Origin of the sequence: Paraburkholderia sp. RL18-085-BIA-A, assembly GCF_046027075.1 — a bacterium.
Lineage (GTDB): Bacteria > Pseudomonadota > Gammaproteobacteria > Burkholderiales > Burkholderiaceae > Paraburkholderia.
In genome coordinates this window covers 1-14,973 of the sequence record NZ_JARESU010000169.1, presented here as the reverse complement: position 1 = coordinate 14,973, position 14,973 = coordinate 1, and the positions used below count along the sequence as shown (strand labels likewise).

14 protein-coding genes and 3 pseudogenes are annotated in these 14,973 nt (G+C 60.2%); 7 read left to right on the top strand and 10 right to left on the bottom strand.

Annotated elements, in window-relative coordinates:
• Both P0D89_RS45830 and P0D89_RS45825 read right to left on the bottom strand, forming a co-directional pair.
• A partial coding sequence (locus P0D89_RS45830) for a hypothetical protein (RefSeq protein WP_408378758.1) occupies positions 1 to 381 on the bottom strand: 381 nt, incomplete at its 3' end.
• A 413-nt stretch (positions 382 to 794) separates the two neighbouring features.
• Entirely contained in the window at positions 795 to 1,223 is a 429-nt protein-coding gene (locus P0D89_RS45825) for a hypothetical protein (protein WP_408368708.1), read from the bottom strand.
• A 15-nt stretch (positions 1,224 to 1,238) separates the two neighbouring features.
• Here P0D89_RS45825 and P0D89_RS45820 point away from each other — a divergent pair, with 15 nt between their 5' ends.
• Positions 1,239 to 1,424 (top strand): hypothetical protein, encoded by a 186-nt coding sequence (locus tag P0D89_RS45820; RefSeq protein WP_408368710.1) that lies wholly within the window; start codon positions 1,239 to 1,241, stop codon positions 1,422 to 1,424.
• A 164-nt stretch (positions 1,425 to 1,588) separates the two neighbouring features.
• Here P0D89_RS45820 and P0D89_RS45815 read toward each other — a convergent pair whose 3' ends face one another.
• The 6 genes and pseudogenes from P0D89_RS45815 to P0D89_RS45790 form a co-directional block, all read right to left on the bottom strand.
• Positions 1,589 to 2,440: a 3-hydroxybutyryl-CoA dehydrogenase gene (locus P0D89_RS45815; protein ID WP_408368732.1), complete on the bottom strand. Its 852-nt coding sequence runs from the start codon at positions 2,438 to 2,440 to the stop codon at positions 1,589 to 1,591.
• Between the two features lie 34 nt (positions 2,441 to 2,474).
• Entirely contained in the window at positions 2,475 to 3,662 is a 1,188-nt protein-coding gene (gene bktB, locus P0D89_RS45810) for a beta-ketothiolase BktB (protein WP_408368712.1), read from the bottom strand.
• A gap of 56 nt (positions 3,663 to 3,718) precedes the next feature.
• Positions 3,719 to 4,120, bottom strand: a pseudogene (locus P0D89_RS45805) (4Fe-4S dicluster domain-containing protein); the annotation flags it as partial.
• Positions 4,121 to 4,181: 61 nt separating this feature from the next.
• The gene (locus P0D89_RS45800) at positions 4,182 to 4,559 is read right to left on the bottom strand and encodes a BON domain-containing protein (RefSeq protein ID WP_408368714.1); all 378 of its coding nucleotides are present in this window, start codon (positions 4,557 to 4,559) and stop codon (positions 4,182 to 4,184) included.
• Positions 4,560 to 4,588: 29 nt separating this feature from the next.
• Positions 4,589 to 5,758, bottom strand: coding sequence for a porin (locus P0D89_RS45795; protein ID WP_408368716.1), 1,170 nt, complete (start codon positions 5,756 to 5,758; stop codon positions 4,589 to 4,591).
• 109 nt (positions 5,759 to 5,867) lie between these two features.
• Positions 5,868 to 6,164: pseudogene (locus P0D89_RS45790) on the bottom strand (AMP-binding enzyme); the annotation flags it as partial.
• On the opposite strand from P0D89_RS45790, the pseudogene P0D89_RS54730 reads away from it, so the two are divergent.
• Positions 6,151 to 6,450 (top strand): annotated as a pseudogene (locus P0D89_RS54730) (DDE-type integrase/transposase/recombinase); the annotation flags it as partial. The pseudogenes P0D89_RS45790 and P0D89_RS54730 sit on opposite strands and share 14 nt — an antisense overlap.
• Positions 6,451 to 6,471: 21 nt before the next feature.
• Here P0D89_RS54730 and P0D89_RS45780 read toward each other — a convergent pair.
• Positions 6,472 to 7,773: an MFS transporter gene (locus tag P0D89_RS45780; protein ID WP_408378755.1), complete on the bottom strand. Its 1,302-nt coding sequence runs from the start codon at positions 7,771 to 7,773 to the stop codon at positions 6,472 to 6,474.
• Between the two features lie 209 nt (positions 7,774 to 7,982).
• Positions 7,983 to 8,909, bottom strand: coding sequence for an alpha/beta fold hydrolase (locus tag P0D89_RS45775; RefSeq protein WP_408378753.1), 927 nt, complete (start codon positions 8,907 to 8,909; stop codon positions 7,983 to 7,985).
• Positions 8,910 to 9,071: 162 nt separating this feature from the next.
• On the opposite strand from P0D89_RS45775, the gene P0D89_RS45770 reads away from it, so the two are divergent.
• The 5 genes from P0D89_RS45770 to P0D89_RS45750 all read left to right on the top strand — a co-directional run bounded on the left by P0D89_RS45770 (position 9,072) and on the right by P0D89_RS45750 (position 14,517).
• Entirely contained in the window at positions 9,072 to 10,166 is a 1,095-nt protein-coding gene (locus P0D89_RS45770; protein WP_408378750.1) for an AraC family transcriptional regulator, read from the top strand.
• A gap of 439 nt (positions 10,167 to 10,605) precedes the next feature.
• Positions 10,606 to 11,826 carry an AraC family transcriptional regulator gene (locus P0D89_RS45765; protein ID WP_408368724.1) on the top strand — a complete coding sequence of 407 codons (1,221 nt, stop codon included), beginning with the start codon at positions 10,606 to 10,608 and terminating at the stop codon, positions 11,824 to 11,826.
• Positions 11,827 to 12,129: 303 nt separating this feature from the next.
• Entirely contained in the window at positions 12,130 to 12,735 is a 606-nt protein-coding gene (locus P0D89_RS45760; protein WP_408378747.1) for a TauD/TfdA dioxygenase family protein, read from the top strand.
• A 230-nt stretch (positions 12,736 to 12,965) separates the two neighbouring features.
• Positions 12,966 to 13,928, top strand: coding sequence for a TauD/TfdA dioxygenase family protein (locus tag P0D89_RS45755; protein ID WP_408368728.1), 963 nt, complete (start codon positions 12,966 to 12,968; stop codon positions 13,926 to 13,928).
• Between the two features lie 112 nt (positions 13,929 to 14,040).
• Positions 14,041 to 14,517 (top strand): 2,4'-dihydroxyacetophenone dioxygenase family protein, encoded by a 477-nt coding sequence (locus tag P0D89_RS45750; protein WP_408368730.1) that lies wholly within the window; start codon positions 14,041 to 14,043, stop codon positions 14,515 to 14,517.
• Positions 14,518 to 14,973 lie beyond the last annotated feature (456 nt).

The window sequence follows — 14,973 nt, the reverse complement described above, 5'->3', positions numbered from 1 at the left end:
CTGCTCCGTGTGGGAACCACTGCTCACGCCTGTGCCGACGTTCGAGGCCGTGGTGTTTGCGCTCTTGAGGATGCCGTGCGGATCGAACAGAAACACGGCCGCAGACGAGTGCGTGTCGGCGCCGCCAACCAGCGACCCGATGAACGGAAGATAGCTTTCGGGGTGGGGACGCGACGTCACGTAGGTGTAGACGAGCAGCGTCGAGCCGTCGTCCAGGGCGGTCTCTGCAGACGCAGGGCCGAGCGCGGTTACCACGTCTTGCAGTGTTGTCACGCCGTGCCTGAAGTTCGCCATCTGTTCGGGCCGCACTTCGACACCGGCGGACACGCAACCGGCAAGCAGTGCGCCGCACAGTAGCCCGACGACCTGTTCGCGATTCATCTTGCCTCCCGTCAATAATAATTCTACGACAAAGGCGTCTGGTTAGCGGGCCGCAGCATGCTCCTTCGTCAATGGACGAACGCCGCCATTGGACGGTGGCCACTGTATCGTCTGAGGTTAGTAAAAGGTGCGGAAACGCATGTACTTCTCAGACTGCCGCGGACGGGAGGTCACTCAATGAGCGAGGGGCAATAGCCAATTGCAAAACGGGTTCTGCTGCGGCGCTTCACGCAAGGGCAAGACGTGAAAACCCCCTTAGGCGAAGATGGCTTTGGCTACCAGCAGGTCCAGTCGTCCGTCGCAGATCGACCCTCACCGGCCATTCGACCCAGCGGGTACCCGACGGCAAGTTTCGGGGGTATATCTGCCGCTCGTTTGGTCACAACGGCCGCTGGACGCTCGCCCAGTTCCGATCAAATTGCGTAGTCCTGCCGGATCGTTCCGAGCCTGATCCGTCTCTCAGACAGGGCTTGCAAGAGTTGGCACGCCAGATCGCCCAGCGGGTCGCCACCTATAGCGTCGGGGTCGTCACTCACCAGCTTGAGCTCGAAAAATTCGCTTTGGGGGGAGCACTCTGCCAGGCGGCGTCGGAGATGCGCAATCCGGCTGATGGCCTTGACAAGACGCGAAGCGATGTCTGCACCGGCAATGGGTTCGGGATCCTGACCATACTCTGCGATCAGTTTCCCGATGGCTTTCTGGCCGTCGTGCTCGCAGGCCCGATTCACCTCCATCATCAGCGCCGTGCGCCGTTCACGTTCGCGATCGGTCGTTGCCCGGTCGGGGTACATCAGCGTGGCGGCCTTCCGGTAAGCCTGCTGGAGTTCAGGCGTGATGTCCATGGGGGCAGCCTGGGCATGGATCAGGCCGGCTTACTCGGCGGATTTTCTGGCCTGATCCTGAGCCTCTTCCGCTGCAGTCCGGGCAACTACGTCATCGGGGCGTCGCTGCACCTGTGCATTGGCGATTTGGAAGTCCAACTCATCGAGTTCGGCATACAAGCGTCCGACCTCAATCGCTACCGTGAAACTCAAACGGTCTGATAGAAGGCGGGTGCCGCGTAAGTGAGAGACCTGCGCCCGGCGAGAACCAGATGGAGGGGATGCCGCGACATCTCCGGCTGAATGCGCTGACCGTTAGCTAACCGATGCAAGACCAGGGTGCCATGCGTGATGTTTGCATCTGACACCGCGTGCGCGGCGCGCGATCAGTCGTAGCGATAAACTCCGTGCCGGGTCTTGCGGCCGAGACGTCCGGCGGCCACCAGTTCGCGAAGCAAAGGGCAGGCACGATATTTCTGATCGCCGAGATCCTTCGCGAGTACCTCTAACACTGCGAGGCAAACATCAAGGCCCACCAGGTCCGCCAACGCGAGAGGTCCGATGGGGTGATTGGCGCCAAGACGCATCCCCTCGTCAATCTCTTCCGCTGTTGCGATTCCCTCAGCCAGAACGAAGAATGCCTCGTTGATCATCGGCACCAGAATCCGGTTGACGACGAATCCCGGCGAGTTCTTGACGCCAATCGGCGATTTGCCGAGCCGCCTGGACAGTTCGTGAATGGCGTCGACAGTCTCTGTGCTGGTCTGCACGCCGCGGATAATCTCGACGAGCGGCATGAGGGGCACCGGGTTAAAAAAGTGCATGCCGACGCAACGAGACGGATCGCCGAGGTCCGCTGCCAACGACGTGATGGAGATCGACGAGGTGTTCGTGGCGATAATCGCGTGTTGTTTTGCGACCGCTTCGATCTGCTTCAGGATCGTGCGTTTCAGCTCGACTTGTTCGGTTGCGGCCTCGATGATCAGGTCCACTTCGGCGAGGCGTTGATACTCGGTTGAAGTTTCGATGCGCGCTAGCGTTGCGCTAGCCACATCAGCGGCGATCGTGTTTTTCGCTACAAGCCGCTCCAGGCTCGACCTCAATGCCGCCATCCCTCGTGTGAGGGCGGCCTCGGTAACGTCGATCAGAACGATCTTGAGTCCGGCCGTCGCGGCGATCTGTGCGATGCCACTACCCATTGTCCCGGCGCCGACGACGCCGATCGTTTCAATTGTCATGTTCGATCTCCGACATTCAAATAGTTCATGGCGATTACTGAAGGTTTTCGAAAATAGCCGCGATACCCTGACCGCCGCCAATGCACATCGTCACCAGCGCGAAGCGGCCGTTAACACGCTTGAGTTCGTGGAGAGCCTTGACCGTGATCAATGCGCCTGTTGCGCCGATGGGATGCCCCAGTGAAATACCAGACCCGTTGGGATTCACCTTGTCAGCGTCGAACTGAAGCTCCTGTGCGACGGCGCAGGCTTGGGCGGCGAATGCTTCGTTTGCCTCGATCACGTCGATATCGGCAATATTGAGGCTCGCGCGTTCAAGCGCGATGCGCGTGGCTGGCACGGGACCGATGCCCATGTAGAGCGGATCCACGCCCGCGTGAGCGTAGGACACCAGGCGGGCCAAGGGCTTGATCCCGCGTTGTTCGGCCGCACCGCGCTCCATCATCAGGACCGCGGCGGCAGCGTCATTGATGCCGGATGCGTTACCTGCTGTCACGGTGCCATCGGTCTTCTGAAAAGCGGGTCGCATACCGGAAAGGTCGTCAAGGGAGACGTCCGGACGCACGTGTTCGTCCGTGTCGAACGACACTTCTTTCCCCTTGACTCGACGCGTCACGGGAACAATCTGCTCCTTGAAGCGCCCTTCGGCGATCGCGCGCGCTGCACGGCGGTGCGATTCCACCGCCAATGCGTCCTGCTGCTCGCGCGTGATGCCATATTTCTGGGCAACATTTTCTGCCGTGATCCCCATCGGAACAGTATGGAAGGGATCGTTCAGTGCGCCCAGCATCATGTCGATCAGATGCGCATCGCCCATCCGCACGCCAAAGCGTGTGTCGGGAGTTATGTAGGGCGCACGGCTCATGTTTTCTGCACCGCCACCTATTGCAACGTCGGCGTCGCCCAGCAGAATGGCTTGCGCGGCGGAGATAATGGCCTGTAATCCTGAGCCGCATAGGCGGTTCACGGTCAGTGCCGGCGCTGCTTCGGAGACACCGCCGTTAATGGCGGCCACACGTGCCATGTACATGTCTTTCGGTTCAGTCGCAATCACATTGCCGAAAACCACATGGCTTACCTGATCGCCGGCAACGTGGGCCCGTGCCAGCACCTCTCGCACGACAAGGGCTGCAAGCTCCGTCGGCGGTACGTCTTTCAGGCTTCCACCGAACTTCCCAATAGCGGTGCGCACACCACTCACAATAACGACTTCTCTTTGCACGTCACACTCCTTGATAGTGCATGAAGGCATCACTTTTTGATGCCCCGCTTATCGACTTACTTATTTGGATAATTCGGACCACCGCCACCCTCGGGTGGTACGCACACGATGTTCTGCTTCCGGTCCTTGATATCGCAGGTCTTGCAATGCACGCAGTTCTGCGGATTGATCACGAGACGCTCGCTGCCGTCGTCGTTCTTGACGAACTCATACACGGCCGCCGGGCACTAACTCGATTCCGGACCCGCATAGGTCTGCCAGTTCACGTTGACTGGCACCGACGGGTCTTTCAGAGTCAGGTGCGCCGACTGGTTCTCCTCGTGATTCGTGTTCGAGATGACCACCGACGAGAACCGGTCAAAGGTCAGCTTGCCAACCGGCTTCGGATACGTGCATTGCGAAGCGGGCTTGAGCATCTCGTGATCCGAATGCTGATGGTGCAGCGTCCACGGCACGTTGAGGTCGGCGGGACCGGCTCATTCGTCGGCCCCGCCGCATTGCCGTGCCGACTACGGCGGCTTACATGCCGCCAAACGGCTTTTGCACGGTCAGCTTGTTGGTGACCGAAGTTACTCCGGGAACGCCCTGCGCAATTTCCGCGACCTTGCCCACCTGGGAAGCGTCCGTGACCGTGCCATTGAGCGTCACCGCGCCGTCTTTTGCGATGACGCTGATATCTCCGGCACTAATCTCCTTGTGCTTCACGATGGCGCTATAAACCTGCCGGCGCAGCGCACGATTCGCCTTCCTTCCTGTGGCCGGTGCCGCTGAACCCGACGCCGCCATCGTAGATGCGCCCGGCGCACTGGTCGCCTGGTTGGTCTGGGACCATGCGGTCATGGACGTTGCGACGATTAGGACTCCAACAGCCAGCCTGAATGCCTGAATGCTTTTCATTGAATACTTCCCGTTTGTTGATTTTGGAATCAGAACGTATGGCGAATGCCGATCATCGCTGCCGTGGTTGATACGCCCGGCGCAACCGGGGCTCCATAAACGATGGTCTGGTTCATGGTCCCCTTGTTGTCGACATATCCGACCTGCGCGTACGTCTTGGTACGCTTGGACAGGTTGTATTCGGCCCCCACTGCGAATTCGCTCGAGTGATTCGCTGAATTGTTCCGGTCCTTCAGGTAGTAGTACCCAGAGGTGATCTTGAAGCTCGGGTTGAACTGGTAGCCGAGGCCACCCGATGCCATTTCGAAGTCCGCGGTGTTGCTTTTCGCCGGGTTCTTGCCGACGCTGTATGAGCCGGATATCGAAAATCCGGCGATCGTGTACATAGCACCGAAATAGGCGAAGCGATTGTTGGCGAGACCTGTCGCGGGTGTAGCCGGCGCTGCCGGGTAGGTCAGCGGAAACGGATTGGTGTCATGTCCGTTGTAATACACAGCGGAGAGATTCAGACCGTAGTTCGAATACTTGAGCACCGCCGACTCGCGCGTGCCGCCCTGGAACTGGCCGGCAACACCGCCCGGTGCATATTCGAGCGCAAGCGAGGCGCCATAGAATTTCGGCGAAGTGTAGACCAGCGCATTGCTGTCATACAGCGCGCCGATCGGGGCGTTCGTGCTGGTGCCGGGCCAGCCGGCCGCCTGGTTCATGCCCAGCCAGGCAGTCAGGATACTGCCGAAATACTGTGCGCCCCGGACATCGGTTTCCGCCATCGCGTAGATCATCGGGACGATCTGCCGCCCAGCGTCGAATGTGCCGAACGGGCCGGATGCTCCGATTGACGCGTACTGGCTGAAGATCGCGGTCGCGCCCGGCGTGTCGGCCAGGCCAAACTTGCCGGTCGTGGTGTTGAATACGCCCTGCAGCTTGAAATTGATCTTGTAGCCGCCCCCGATGTCTTCGCTTCCCTTCAGGCCCCAGTAGCTGGAATAGATGCCGCCGTCCTTCAGCTGATAAATGGCGCCCGTGTTCGGCGCGTGCGGCTGGAACGTTGCCGCCGAGGTGCTTTGATACAGCAGTCCAGTGTCAAGTACGCCATAGAGCGTGACCGACGATTGGGCATGGGCGGCGGTGGCAAACAGCACCAGCGCGGCAGTGCCGCTCAACTTCAACTTCAACTTCAACTTCAACTTCAATTTCATTCTGTCTCCTTCGGTTTTGGGGCGCCGGTTTCCCCCGGCGCTTGTGGGTTGTTGCCTGAGTGCAACTGCGTTGAGGCGGCGTCGGTGCGTCAGACCAACCGGTAGTAACCCCGTACTGCGTGCGCAACCGGTGCTTGAGTACCTTGCCGGTCGCGCCGAGTGGGAGCGATTCGACGAAGACCACCGCGCCTGGCTTCCACCACGTCGCAATCTGCCCGTTACAGAAGGCGAGCAGTTCGGCTGCGGTGAGAGCGCTGTCCGGCTTTTTCACAATCAGGAGCAGTGGTCGTTCGTCCCACTTCGGATGCCGCGCGGCGATGCAGACCGCACTCGCAACGTCGGGATACAGGCACGCGACGTTTTCGATGTCGGTCGAGCTGATCCATTCGCCGCCGGAGACGATCACGCTGGATGGGTATGCCGCCTCGCACCGGGCGATGCGCGAAATGAAGTCCGATGGTCTGCTGCCTTCAAACACGAAGGTCCGCTCCTCGAAGCGCCGGAACTATCTGGTCGAGCAGGATCATCGAAACACCAAGTCGAGAATGAATGTGACGTTCGGGTTCAAATGGATCGGAAATGCCGTAACCACGATTTCAGGCATCGAGTTGACACATCGCATTCGCAAGGATCAGCTCGATCTCTCCACTCTCGCGCTCAACGACACCGCTGCGCCCTCCATCTGGAACGCCGGCCGAAACGTCTCGGCCACACTAGCTATTTGCACCGCGACCTCGCTCTCCGCGCAGATGACGCACGCCAATCATCAGGACGGCGGCGGACGCGACACTGAGGATTGGCAACAGCTGCAAGGCGGGCGCCAGCCCCAGTCGGTCTGCCAATGCGCCCGTCACAACGGCACCCGGGGCCATCCCGAGAATGTTGAAGGCCAGGGCGAGCGTCGCCATGGCAGTACAATGAATTGCCTTGGGCGTCAGATTCGCGACCATCGTGCCGGCCGGTCCCACCACGCCAGCGCTAAAGAACATCGCCAATGCGATAAGAGCGAGTTGAATTGAGCCGGCGGGAAACTGAAATGCCGCGAACAGCAACGCTGCGCAGGTCAGGTTAAAGGTGATCGCGAGGAGCATTTTCCGTCGTGGCGAATCACGGCCCAGGCGATCGGACAGTGCGCCACACAGGGGCATTCCACATGCCCCGCAAAGGACAAAGATGGCCGCGACGCTGCCCGCCCTGCTCAGCGGCATGTCATAGACCCGATTCAGGAAACTCGGCAGCCAGGCAAGCAGACCACCGCTGATGAAGAGCTGCAGCCCGCTGCCGATATAGACGCAGATCAACGGCGGGGAGGAGAACAGATCTCTCAGCACATGGCTGACGCGGACTGTAGCCCGCGGTTCAGTTTGCCTGATGCCGCTTGATTGACCGCTCGCCCCTTCGATCCGCGCCGGACTCGCGACCATCATATAGAGCAGGGTCAGCGCGATGCCAAAGATCGCCATGCCAACGAACGCACTGCGCCAACCGAAATGGTTTGCCAGTGAACCACCGAATCCGATCCCCATGACCGACCCGACCATCCCGCCCGCAAAAAATGCGCCCGCTACCGTGGAGGTGTACCGTGCCGGAAACATGCTGATGAGAATGGCCATGCCCACGCTGGCATAAGCGGCTTCGCCGACACCGACCAGAAAACGCGCCGACAGCAACGTGAAGTAGTTGTGCGACAGGCCGCAGAGCAAGGTCGCGATACTCCAGATCGCCGCCATGATGGTCACGCTGCGTACACGCCCCCATCGGTCGGCGGCAAGCGAGATTGGGAACGCCAGGATGCCAACAGCCAGCGAGACAATGCCGCTGAGCGCTCCGAGCCGGGTATCGGACAGTCCCCACTCCGCCTTGATTTGCGGAAACACTGCGCTGAGCACTTGCCGCGACATATAGTCGGACAAGAGCAGTCCGAATGTCAGCGCAAAAATGACCCATGCATAGCCGCGAATGGCCTGCGGCCGCGCATCGTTATCGCACGCTGTTTCTTGCATATTCACTGCCATAATTCGGTCTCCTGTTCTTGCTTCTGCCAATGCCATCTGTGCGCAGCCCTATTTTTTCAGCTCTGGCGTGCTCGGCGGCGTGTGCCTGGCTTTCCCACGGCCGCTCATTCATCCTGGGGGCTCTCAGGGATAGTGAAACCTGCCCTGTGCTGAAGCAGTCATCTCGCTGGGCGCCCCGATCTGGGCATCGCAGCCGGACAACCAGGACGCTAGCTCTTGAACTGCCCGAGAAATTCCAGGAGCAATTCGTTGACCTGATCAACGCTTTCTTCCGCCGCAGCATGGCCCACGCCGGGTAGCAGCACCTTGTTCTGCAGTCCGGGCAGATAGGTGTCGAGCCGGTCGTAGATAGCGCGGATTTCGACCGGTTCGAGGGAAGGGTCAGCAGCGCCACCGATGAACATACTCGGCTGGCGGACCACCGCGCCGTCCAGAAACGAGGTGATTTCCCAGTTCCGGTCGCGACAGCGGTAGTAGTTAATGGCGCCGGTAAATCCCGTGCGCGTGTATTCGTCGACGTAGTAGTCGATCGCCCGTGCGCTCAACCATGACGGGAACTCCTTCGGCTCAGTAAAGGAGTTGAGAATGGGCTCGCCGGCTTCGACGAACAGGCGCCAGCGTTCGGCGCCGACGGCGCTGCCGGAGACCGAGTAGTAGATGCTGCGCAATGTCTTGCGCGGATCGCTGGCCAACTCGCGATCCGGCTTGCCGATCTGCTGGAAGTACAGGTGGTGATACACCCTGCCTTTCGCCATTTCCCGCAAGCCGACGGTTGGTTTGACCTTTCCGCGCGGTGGCACCGGGGTATTGAGCATCACGAGGCCGCGGAACAGGTCCGGCCTCATCATGGCCGCCGCTTGAGCCACCCACGCGCCCAGGTCGTGTCCGACAATCACTGCGGATGTTTCACCCAGGGCCTCCATCAAGCCAACCATGTCGCCGACGGCCTGGCTCATGTCGTAGGCTTCGATGGCATCTGGCCGGTCGGTTTGCCCAAATCCCCGTTGATCGGGGACGACGACCCGAAAGCCGGCCTCGGCCAACGCCCCGATCTGGCGGCGCCACATGTACCACAGGTATGGAAAACCATGCAGCAGAATGACGAGCGGGCCTTGCCCCTCGTCGATGTAATGCATGCGAATGCCGTTGACTTCGGAAAAGCAGTGGTTGAATGCGGCGGGGTCGTCGGCATCCAGTTGCCCCAATGCTGCGCGAGGTTGACCGATGTGCGTTGCAGCACTGGTGTCCATTGTCTGTCTCCATCTGTTGAATTTCCTGGCCTCTAAGGTAGCTCTGACATGAGTTCCCTCCTATACTTAGCAGGACATAAGCTTGATCAATTGGGACAGGTGATGTCGGTGCATACCCTGACGCGAAGTGCCAGCCTTACCGACTATGAGCACGTTGCCCATTCAGTGGGGCTCGATCCGTTTCGGATGCTGCGGCTGGCCAAGCTGCCCCCCAAGGTCCTCATCGATCCGAATATGATGATTAGTGCCGATTCGGTGGGGTGGCTGCTGGAGGAGTCCGCCCGCCTGTCCGGTCAGGAGGCCTTCGGACTGTTGCTCGCGGAAACGAGAAGTCTGGCCAATCTGGGCATGCTGGCGCTGGCGATCCGGGAAGAGCCAACGCTGCGCGCAGCAGTGCAATTTTTCGCCCGCTATATGCGCCTGCACAACGCCGGCGTGCAATTGCGGCTTGACGATGCGGGCGACGTCGCGCTGCTGCATATAGGTGTGAATGTGCAGGGTCATGGCGTCTGGCGCCAGGCTATCGAACAGACGACCGGTATCGTATTGCGAACGTTGAGAGTGCTGGCCCACGACACTTTCCGGCCGGTAACGATCAGTTTCACCCACGCGCGGCCCGCCAGCATTGCAGTGCACCGCCGCGTGCTGGGAACAGCGATCGAGTTTTCACAGGAATGCAATGCCATCGTTTGCCGCAGCCGCGATCTGGACAGGCCCATCCCTGCGGCAGACCCGGCGCTGAATCGCGAGGCAAAGCGGTGGCTGGACATGCAGTTGGCTAGCCTGCGCGACGAGCCGACGCAGCGGACGCGCCAGATCGTCAGGATGCTGCTGCCAGGCGGACTGTGTTCAGTCGATCGGGTTGCCCAGCATCTTGGCATGCATCGACGCACCCTTAACCGGCACCTGGCGGCCGAGGGCGAGAGTGTCACAACGATCATCAATGCGGTACGTGCTGAACTCGCCGAGGAGTATCTGGCCAACAGCGAACGCAAGTTGTATGAGGTCGCCGAACTTCTCGGCTTTTCCTCTGCCTGTGAATTTTCTCGGTGGTTTCGCGGCCAGTTTGGTAAGACACCCTCGGATTGGTCCGCCCATTACCAGGAGAGCAAGGCGACCGCCGGACCCATCTCGCGTAAGTAGGAAGGGCAGGTTCGAGGACGTTTGACGCGTCCCTTCGTCATCCCAGCTAGCCACACGGCCTGAACCGGCCGCACTCTGCACATTCCTGACGTTGCAGATCCCCGCCTGCCTCCGCGATTGCCGGCTTTACCGCCCGGACTGCACGGGAGCGTTATCGCTATCGGCTTTCCACCATGGGCCCTGGCCTCACGTCCCAATACGCAAAGAAATCGTCGCGCCAAATCAATAGCATCGCGGCCGAACTGCCTATTATGACTCCCGGGCACCGATGAAACGGTGCCCCTGCCGTGCTGACAGGGGCCAGCTACATCTGCCGGACGCCCACATGTCTCGCCGCCGCACAAGCACAGACTGGAGACATGAATGACATCAACCGCCGCAACCCAGGACGCGACTTCACAACCCATAGCCGCGTCACCGGCCATTGTCCGGCCAGCGGGTGCGCCAGCATTCGATCAAGATGGGAATATGCACGCCCGCCACCGGCGCCGAACTCAGCAACATCAGCCTCGCTGATGCCGCCTTGGATCTCCTTGTGAAAATGGGACAGTCCGCGCATACCCTGACGCGAAGTGCGAGCCTTACCGACTATGAATACGTTGCCCGTTCGGTGGGGCTCGATCCGTTGCGTATGCTGCGGATGGCCAGGCTGCCGGCCGCGGTCTTCGACGATCCGAATCTGATGATCAGTGCCGATTCGGTGGGGTGGCTGCTGGAAGAGTCGGCCCGCCTGTCCGGTCAGGAGGCCTTCGGCCTGTTGCTCGCGGAAACGAGAAGTCTGGCCAATCTGGGTACGCTAGCGCTGGTGCTTCGCGAAGAACTCACGTTGCGCGCAGCAATGCAATCAGGCATCCGCTATGCGCGATTGCACAACGCCGGCGTGCAATTGCGACTTGACGACGCAGGCGATGTCGTACTGCTGCATGTCGGCGCGAATATGCAGGGGGGACACGGCGTCTGGCGTCAGACTATCGAAATGTCGACCGGCATCGTATTGCGGATGTTCAGGGCACTGAGTGGCAATACCTTCCGGCCGACAAGGATCTGTTTCGCCCACGAGCGTCCTGCCAGTCTTGAAGCGCACCACCGCGTGCTGGGTTCGGCTGTCGAATTTTCTCAGGAATGCAATGCCCTGGTTTGCCGCGGGCGCGACCTGGACATGCCCATCCCTGCGGCAGACCCGAGGCTGAATCTTGAGGTGAAGCGATGGCTGGACATGCAGCTGGCTAACCTCCGAGACGAGCCGGTGCTACTGGTGCGCCAGATCGTCAGGATGCTGCTGCCAGGCGGACTTTGTTCCGTCGATCAGATTGCCCAGCCTCTTGGCCTGCATCGACGCACTCTTAACCGGCACCTGGCGGCCGAGGGTGAGAGTGTCACGACGATCATCAATGCGGTACGTGCTGAACTCGCCGAGGAGTATCTGGCCAACAGCAAACGCAGGTTGTATGAAGTCGCCGAGCTTCTCGGCTTTTCCTCTGCCGGTGACTTCTCGCGCTGGTTCCGCGGTCGGTTTGGCAAGACGCCCTCAGAATGGGTCGTCCAATACCGGGAGAGCACGGCGGCAGCCGGACCCATCTCGCACAAGAAAGAAGCAGGAAAGCCGGTTCGGAGCCGGCTCACGCGCGCCTCCACCATCCGGGCCTGCCGCACTGACTGAACGTGCCGCACCCTGCCCGCTCGTGACATTGTTGGTCCCCGCAGCCCGATCCAGCGATTTCCCGACGACCTGCATGGCCGCCCGGAAATACGAGAGCGTTGTTGCTATCCGCTTTTCAGCCACGGGCACCTGGCCTCCTGTCCCAAATGCGAAGAAAATGTCCGACGATGCCAATTGCATCGCGGCCGTAATGCGTAGTATTGGATCCCATGGCGACGAAACCGTGTCCCTGCTCTCCTGCTGACAGGGGCCAGCTACATCGGCCCGACGCCCACATGGCTCGCCGCCGCACAAGCCGCATCCGTGTCGCCGGCCATCATCCGGCCATCGGTGCGCCAGCATTCGATCAAGGTGCAGATCTGCACGCCCGCCACCGCCGCCGAACTCAGCAACAACAGCCTGGCTGATGCCGCCCTGGATCCTGATGCCATTGCCGAAATCCGGGCGCGGTCCAGCATGGTGATGGCCTACGAAAAGTTGCCCGACACCATCAAGCAACGGATCGACGGCCTGTACGCCAAGCACAGCGTCGAGCACATGTTTGGCGCCAGTTGCCGATCGAAGAACGTCACGCATTGGCCGCGAAGAACCCCGCCGCTGAGCACCCGATTGTGCTCACCCATCCCGAGACGGGAGAAAAGGTGTTGTTCGTCAACTCGGCGTTCACGACCGCATTTCTCAAATTTCTCCAACTTCGAGTACATCCGATACGGCCAGGACTTCATGCCGGAGGCTCATCACCTGATGAACTATCTGACCTCTCAGGCCGCGATTCCGGAATTCCAGGTACGTCTGAAATGGAGAACCAACACGGTTGCCATGTGGGACAACCTGCGGGTTCAGCACTGCGCCGTGGCGGACTACGGCTATGCCCCCAAGAAAGATGCTGCGCGCCACCCTCGCGGGTAGCCCGCTGGTCCAAGCCAAACAGTTGCCTCTGGCATACCCACGGCACCCAGGCCTCGCGTCCCAATGTGCAAAGAAATTGTCGCGCTAAATCAATGGCATCGCGACCGAACTGCCTAATATGACTCCCATGGCACCGATGAAACGATGCCCTGCCGGGCTGACCGGGGCCAGCTAGATCTGCCGGACGCACACATGGCTCGCCGCCGCACAAACACAGATTGGAGACATCAATGACATCAAGCGCTGTAACCCAAAACACTACTTCACAAGGCACCTCCGTGGCACCGGCCATTATCCGGCCATCGGTGCGCCAGCATTCGATCAAGGTGGAGATCTGCACGCCCGCCATCGGCGCCGAACTCAGCAACATCAGCCTCGCTGATGCCGCCCTGGACCCTGACGCCATTGCCGAGATCCGGGCTCTGTGGTTGAAGCACAAGGTACTGTTCTTCCGCGATCAGATCATTACGCCGATGGAGCAACAGAACTTCGCCGCGCAATTCGCTGAACTGGAATGTCATCCCCTTGCCCCGAGCCATCCGGAGGCGGACAAACTGCTGATGCTGTACCGCAATCTCGACCCGGGCAAGCCCAAGGGCTTCGTCGAAAAAGCCAGCCGCGAAAACACCTGGCATGCCGATGTCACCTACAAGAAGGCGCCGCCCCGCGGCGCGGTGTTGCGCTGCGAACTGGGTCCGGAGACCGGCGGAGATACCATCTGGTCCAACATGGTGATGGCCTACGAAAAGCTGCCCGACACCATCAAGCAACGGATCGATGGCCTGTACGCCAAGCACGATGCAGAGCACGCCTTTGGCGCCCAGATGCCGATTGCAGAACGTCACGCGATGGCCGCGAAGAACCCCGCCGCCGAGCACCCGGTTGTGCTCACCCATCCCGAGACGGGCGAAAAGTTGTTGTTCGTCAACTCGACGTTCACGACACATTTCTCGAATTTCTACAACTTCGAGGACATCCGGTACGGTCAGGACTTCATGCCGGAGGCTCATCATCTGCTGAACTATCTGACCTCTCAGGCCGCGATTCCGGAATACCAGGTACGTCTGAAATGGAGAACCAACACGGTTGCCATGTGGGACAACCTGCAGGTTCAGCACTACGCAGTGGCTGACTACGGCAATGCGCCAAGAAAGATGCTGCGCGCCACCCTCACGGGCACCCCGCTGGTCTGAGGCGAACAGTTTCCTCCAGCGAATCCAGGGCTGCCCGCCTGTCTCTGATGGCGGCCCAGCCCTGGCACGTTTTCCAATTTTCGAACATCCACACACACCAATGGAGACAGATATGCTTTACGAACAAGTCGACACCGCAGTCATTGATGGCGAATCGCTGCCGTGGGTACCGTTGACGCCCTATTCAGAACAGATCCTGGTGAAATACTTCAAGCTTGACCCGATCCGGGGCGAATGGATCGTGCAGATGAAGGCACCGCCCGGCGTGCAACTGCCCAAGCACCACCACACCGGTACGGTCATGGTCTACACGATCGAAGGCAAGTGGAAATACAAGGAGCACGACTGGGTCGCCGGACCCGACAGCGTCGTGTACGAAACCGCTGCATCGACCCACACGTTTGAAGTCGTCGAGGCAGGCAAAAACGGAGATGTGCTCACACTGGTTCAGGTGACCGGCGATCTCCTTTTCCTCGACGGGAACGACAACATCGTCGCGCTCGAAAACTGGAAGACCTCGCTGCAGCGCTATCTTGCCTATTGCGAGAAGCATGACATCAAGCCGAAAGATCTCACGGCATTCAACTGATCTGAAATTCATGGGGACTCCCGATATCCCCCGGGGTCCTCGTGACACTCAGTGCGTCGCCCGCAAGACGCAATAGACGGTCTGACCATATCAGCACTCCAGCACCACGCCGGGTCATCGCAGGTCACAGGCGGCGAGATGGGCTGCGTGCATCGACCACGCAGCCCATGTCGCATCGCGATCTCTCCCGCCGTCAGCGCCGTTGTCTGATCGCAAAAGCCCAGGAGAGGGGAAGCACGTGGTCCCGATTCGCGGCCTTGAAACGGAACCCAACAGAGGGGTACGGCCGTCTGCCTGCTCCCCGATCACAGACATTACGAACGGAACGACGCCATGAATGGCTTGATGATGCAAAAGCAGTTGTTGATCTCCTCACTCATTGTGCATGCCGACCGCCATCATGGCGATACGGAGATCGTGTCCCGGCGGGTGGAGGGCGATATCCATCGCTACACT

What these genes read in the sequence shown, in the direction of transcription:
- P0D89_RS45825 (WP_408368708.1), bottom strand. Translation starts at nt 1,223, where the DNA reads ATGGACATCACGCCTGAACTCCAGCAGGCTTACCGGAAGGCCGCCACG.
- P0D89_RS45820 (WP_408368710.1), top strand. Translation starts at nt 1,239, where the DNA reads ATGGATCAGGCCGGCTTACTCGGCGGATTTTCTGGCCTGATCCTGAGC.
- P0D89_RS45815 (WP_408368732.1), bottom strand. Translation starts at nt 2,440, where the DNA reads ATGACAATTGAAACGATCGGCGTCGTCGGCGCCGGGACAATGGGTAGT.
- P0D89_RS45800 (WP_408368714.1), bottom strand. Translation starts at nt 4,559, where the DNA reads ATGAAAAGCATTCAGGCATTCAGGCTGGCTGTTGGAGTCCTAATCGTC.
- P0D89_RS45795 (WP_408368716.1), bottom strand. Translation starts at nt 5,758, where the DNA reads ATGAAATTGAAGTTGAAGTTGAAGTTGAAGTTGAAGTTGAGCGGCACT.
- P0D89_RS45780 (WP_408378755.1), bottom strand. Translation starts at nt 7,773, where the DNA reads ATGGCAGTGAATATGCAAGAAACAGCGTGCGATAACGATGCGCGGCCG.
- P0D89_RS45775 (WP_408378753.1), bottom strand. Translation starts at nt 8,909, where the DNA reads ATGCATTACATCGACGAGGGGCAAGGCCCGCTCGTCATTCTGCTGCAT.
- P0D89_RS45770 (WP_408378750.1), top strand. Translation starts at nt 9,072, where the DNA reads ATGAGTTCCCTCCTATACTTAGCAGGACATAAGCTTGATCAATTGGGA.
- P0D89_RS45755 (WP_408368728.1), top strand. Translation starts at nt 12,966, where the DNA reads ATGACATCAAGCGCTGTAACCCAAAACACTACTTCACAAGGCACCTCC.
- P0D89_RS45750 (WP_408368730.1), top strand. Translation starts at nt 14,041, where the DNA reads ATGCTTTACGAACAAGTCGACACCGCAGTCATTGATGGCGAATCGCTG.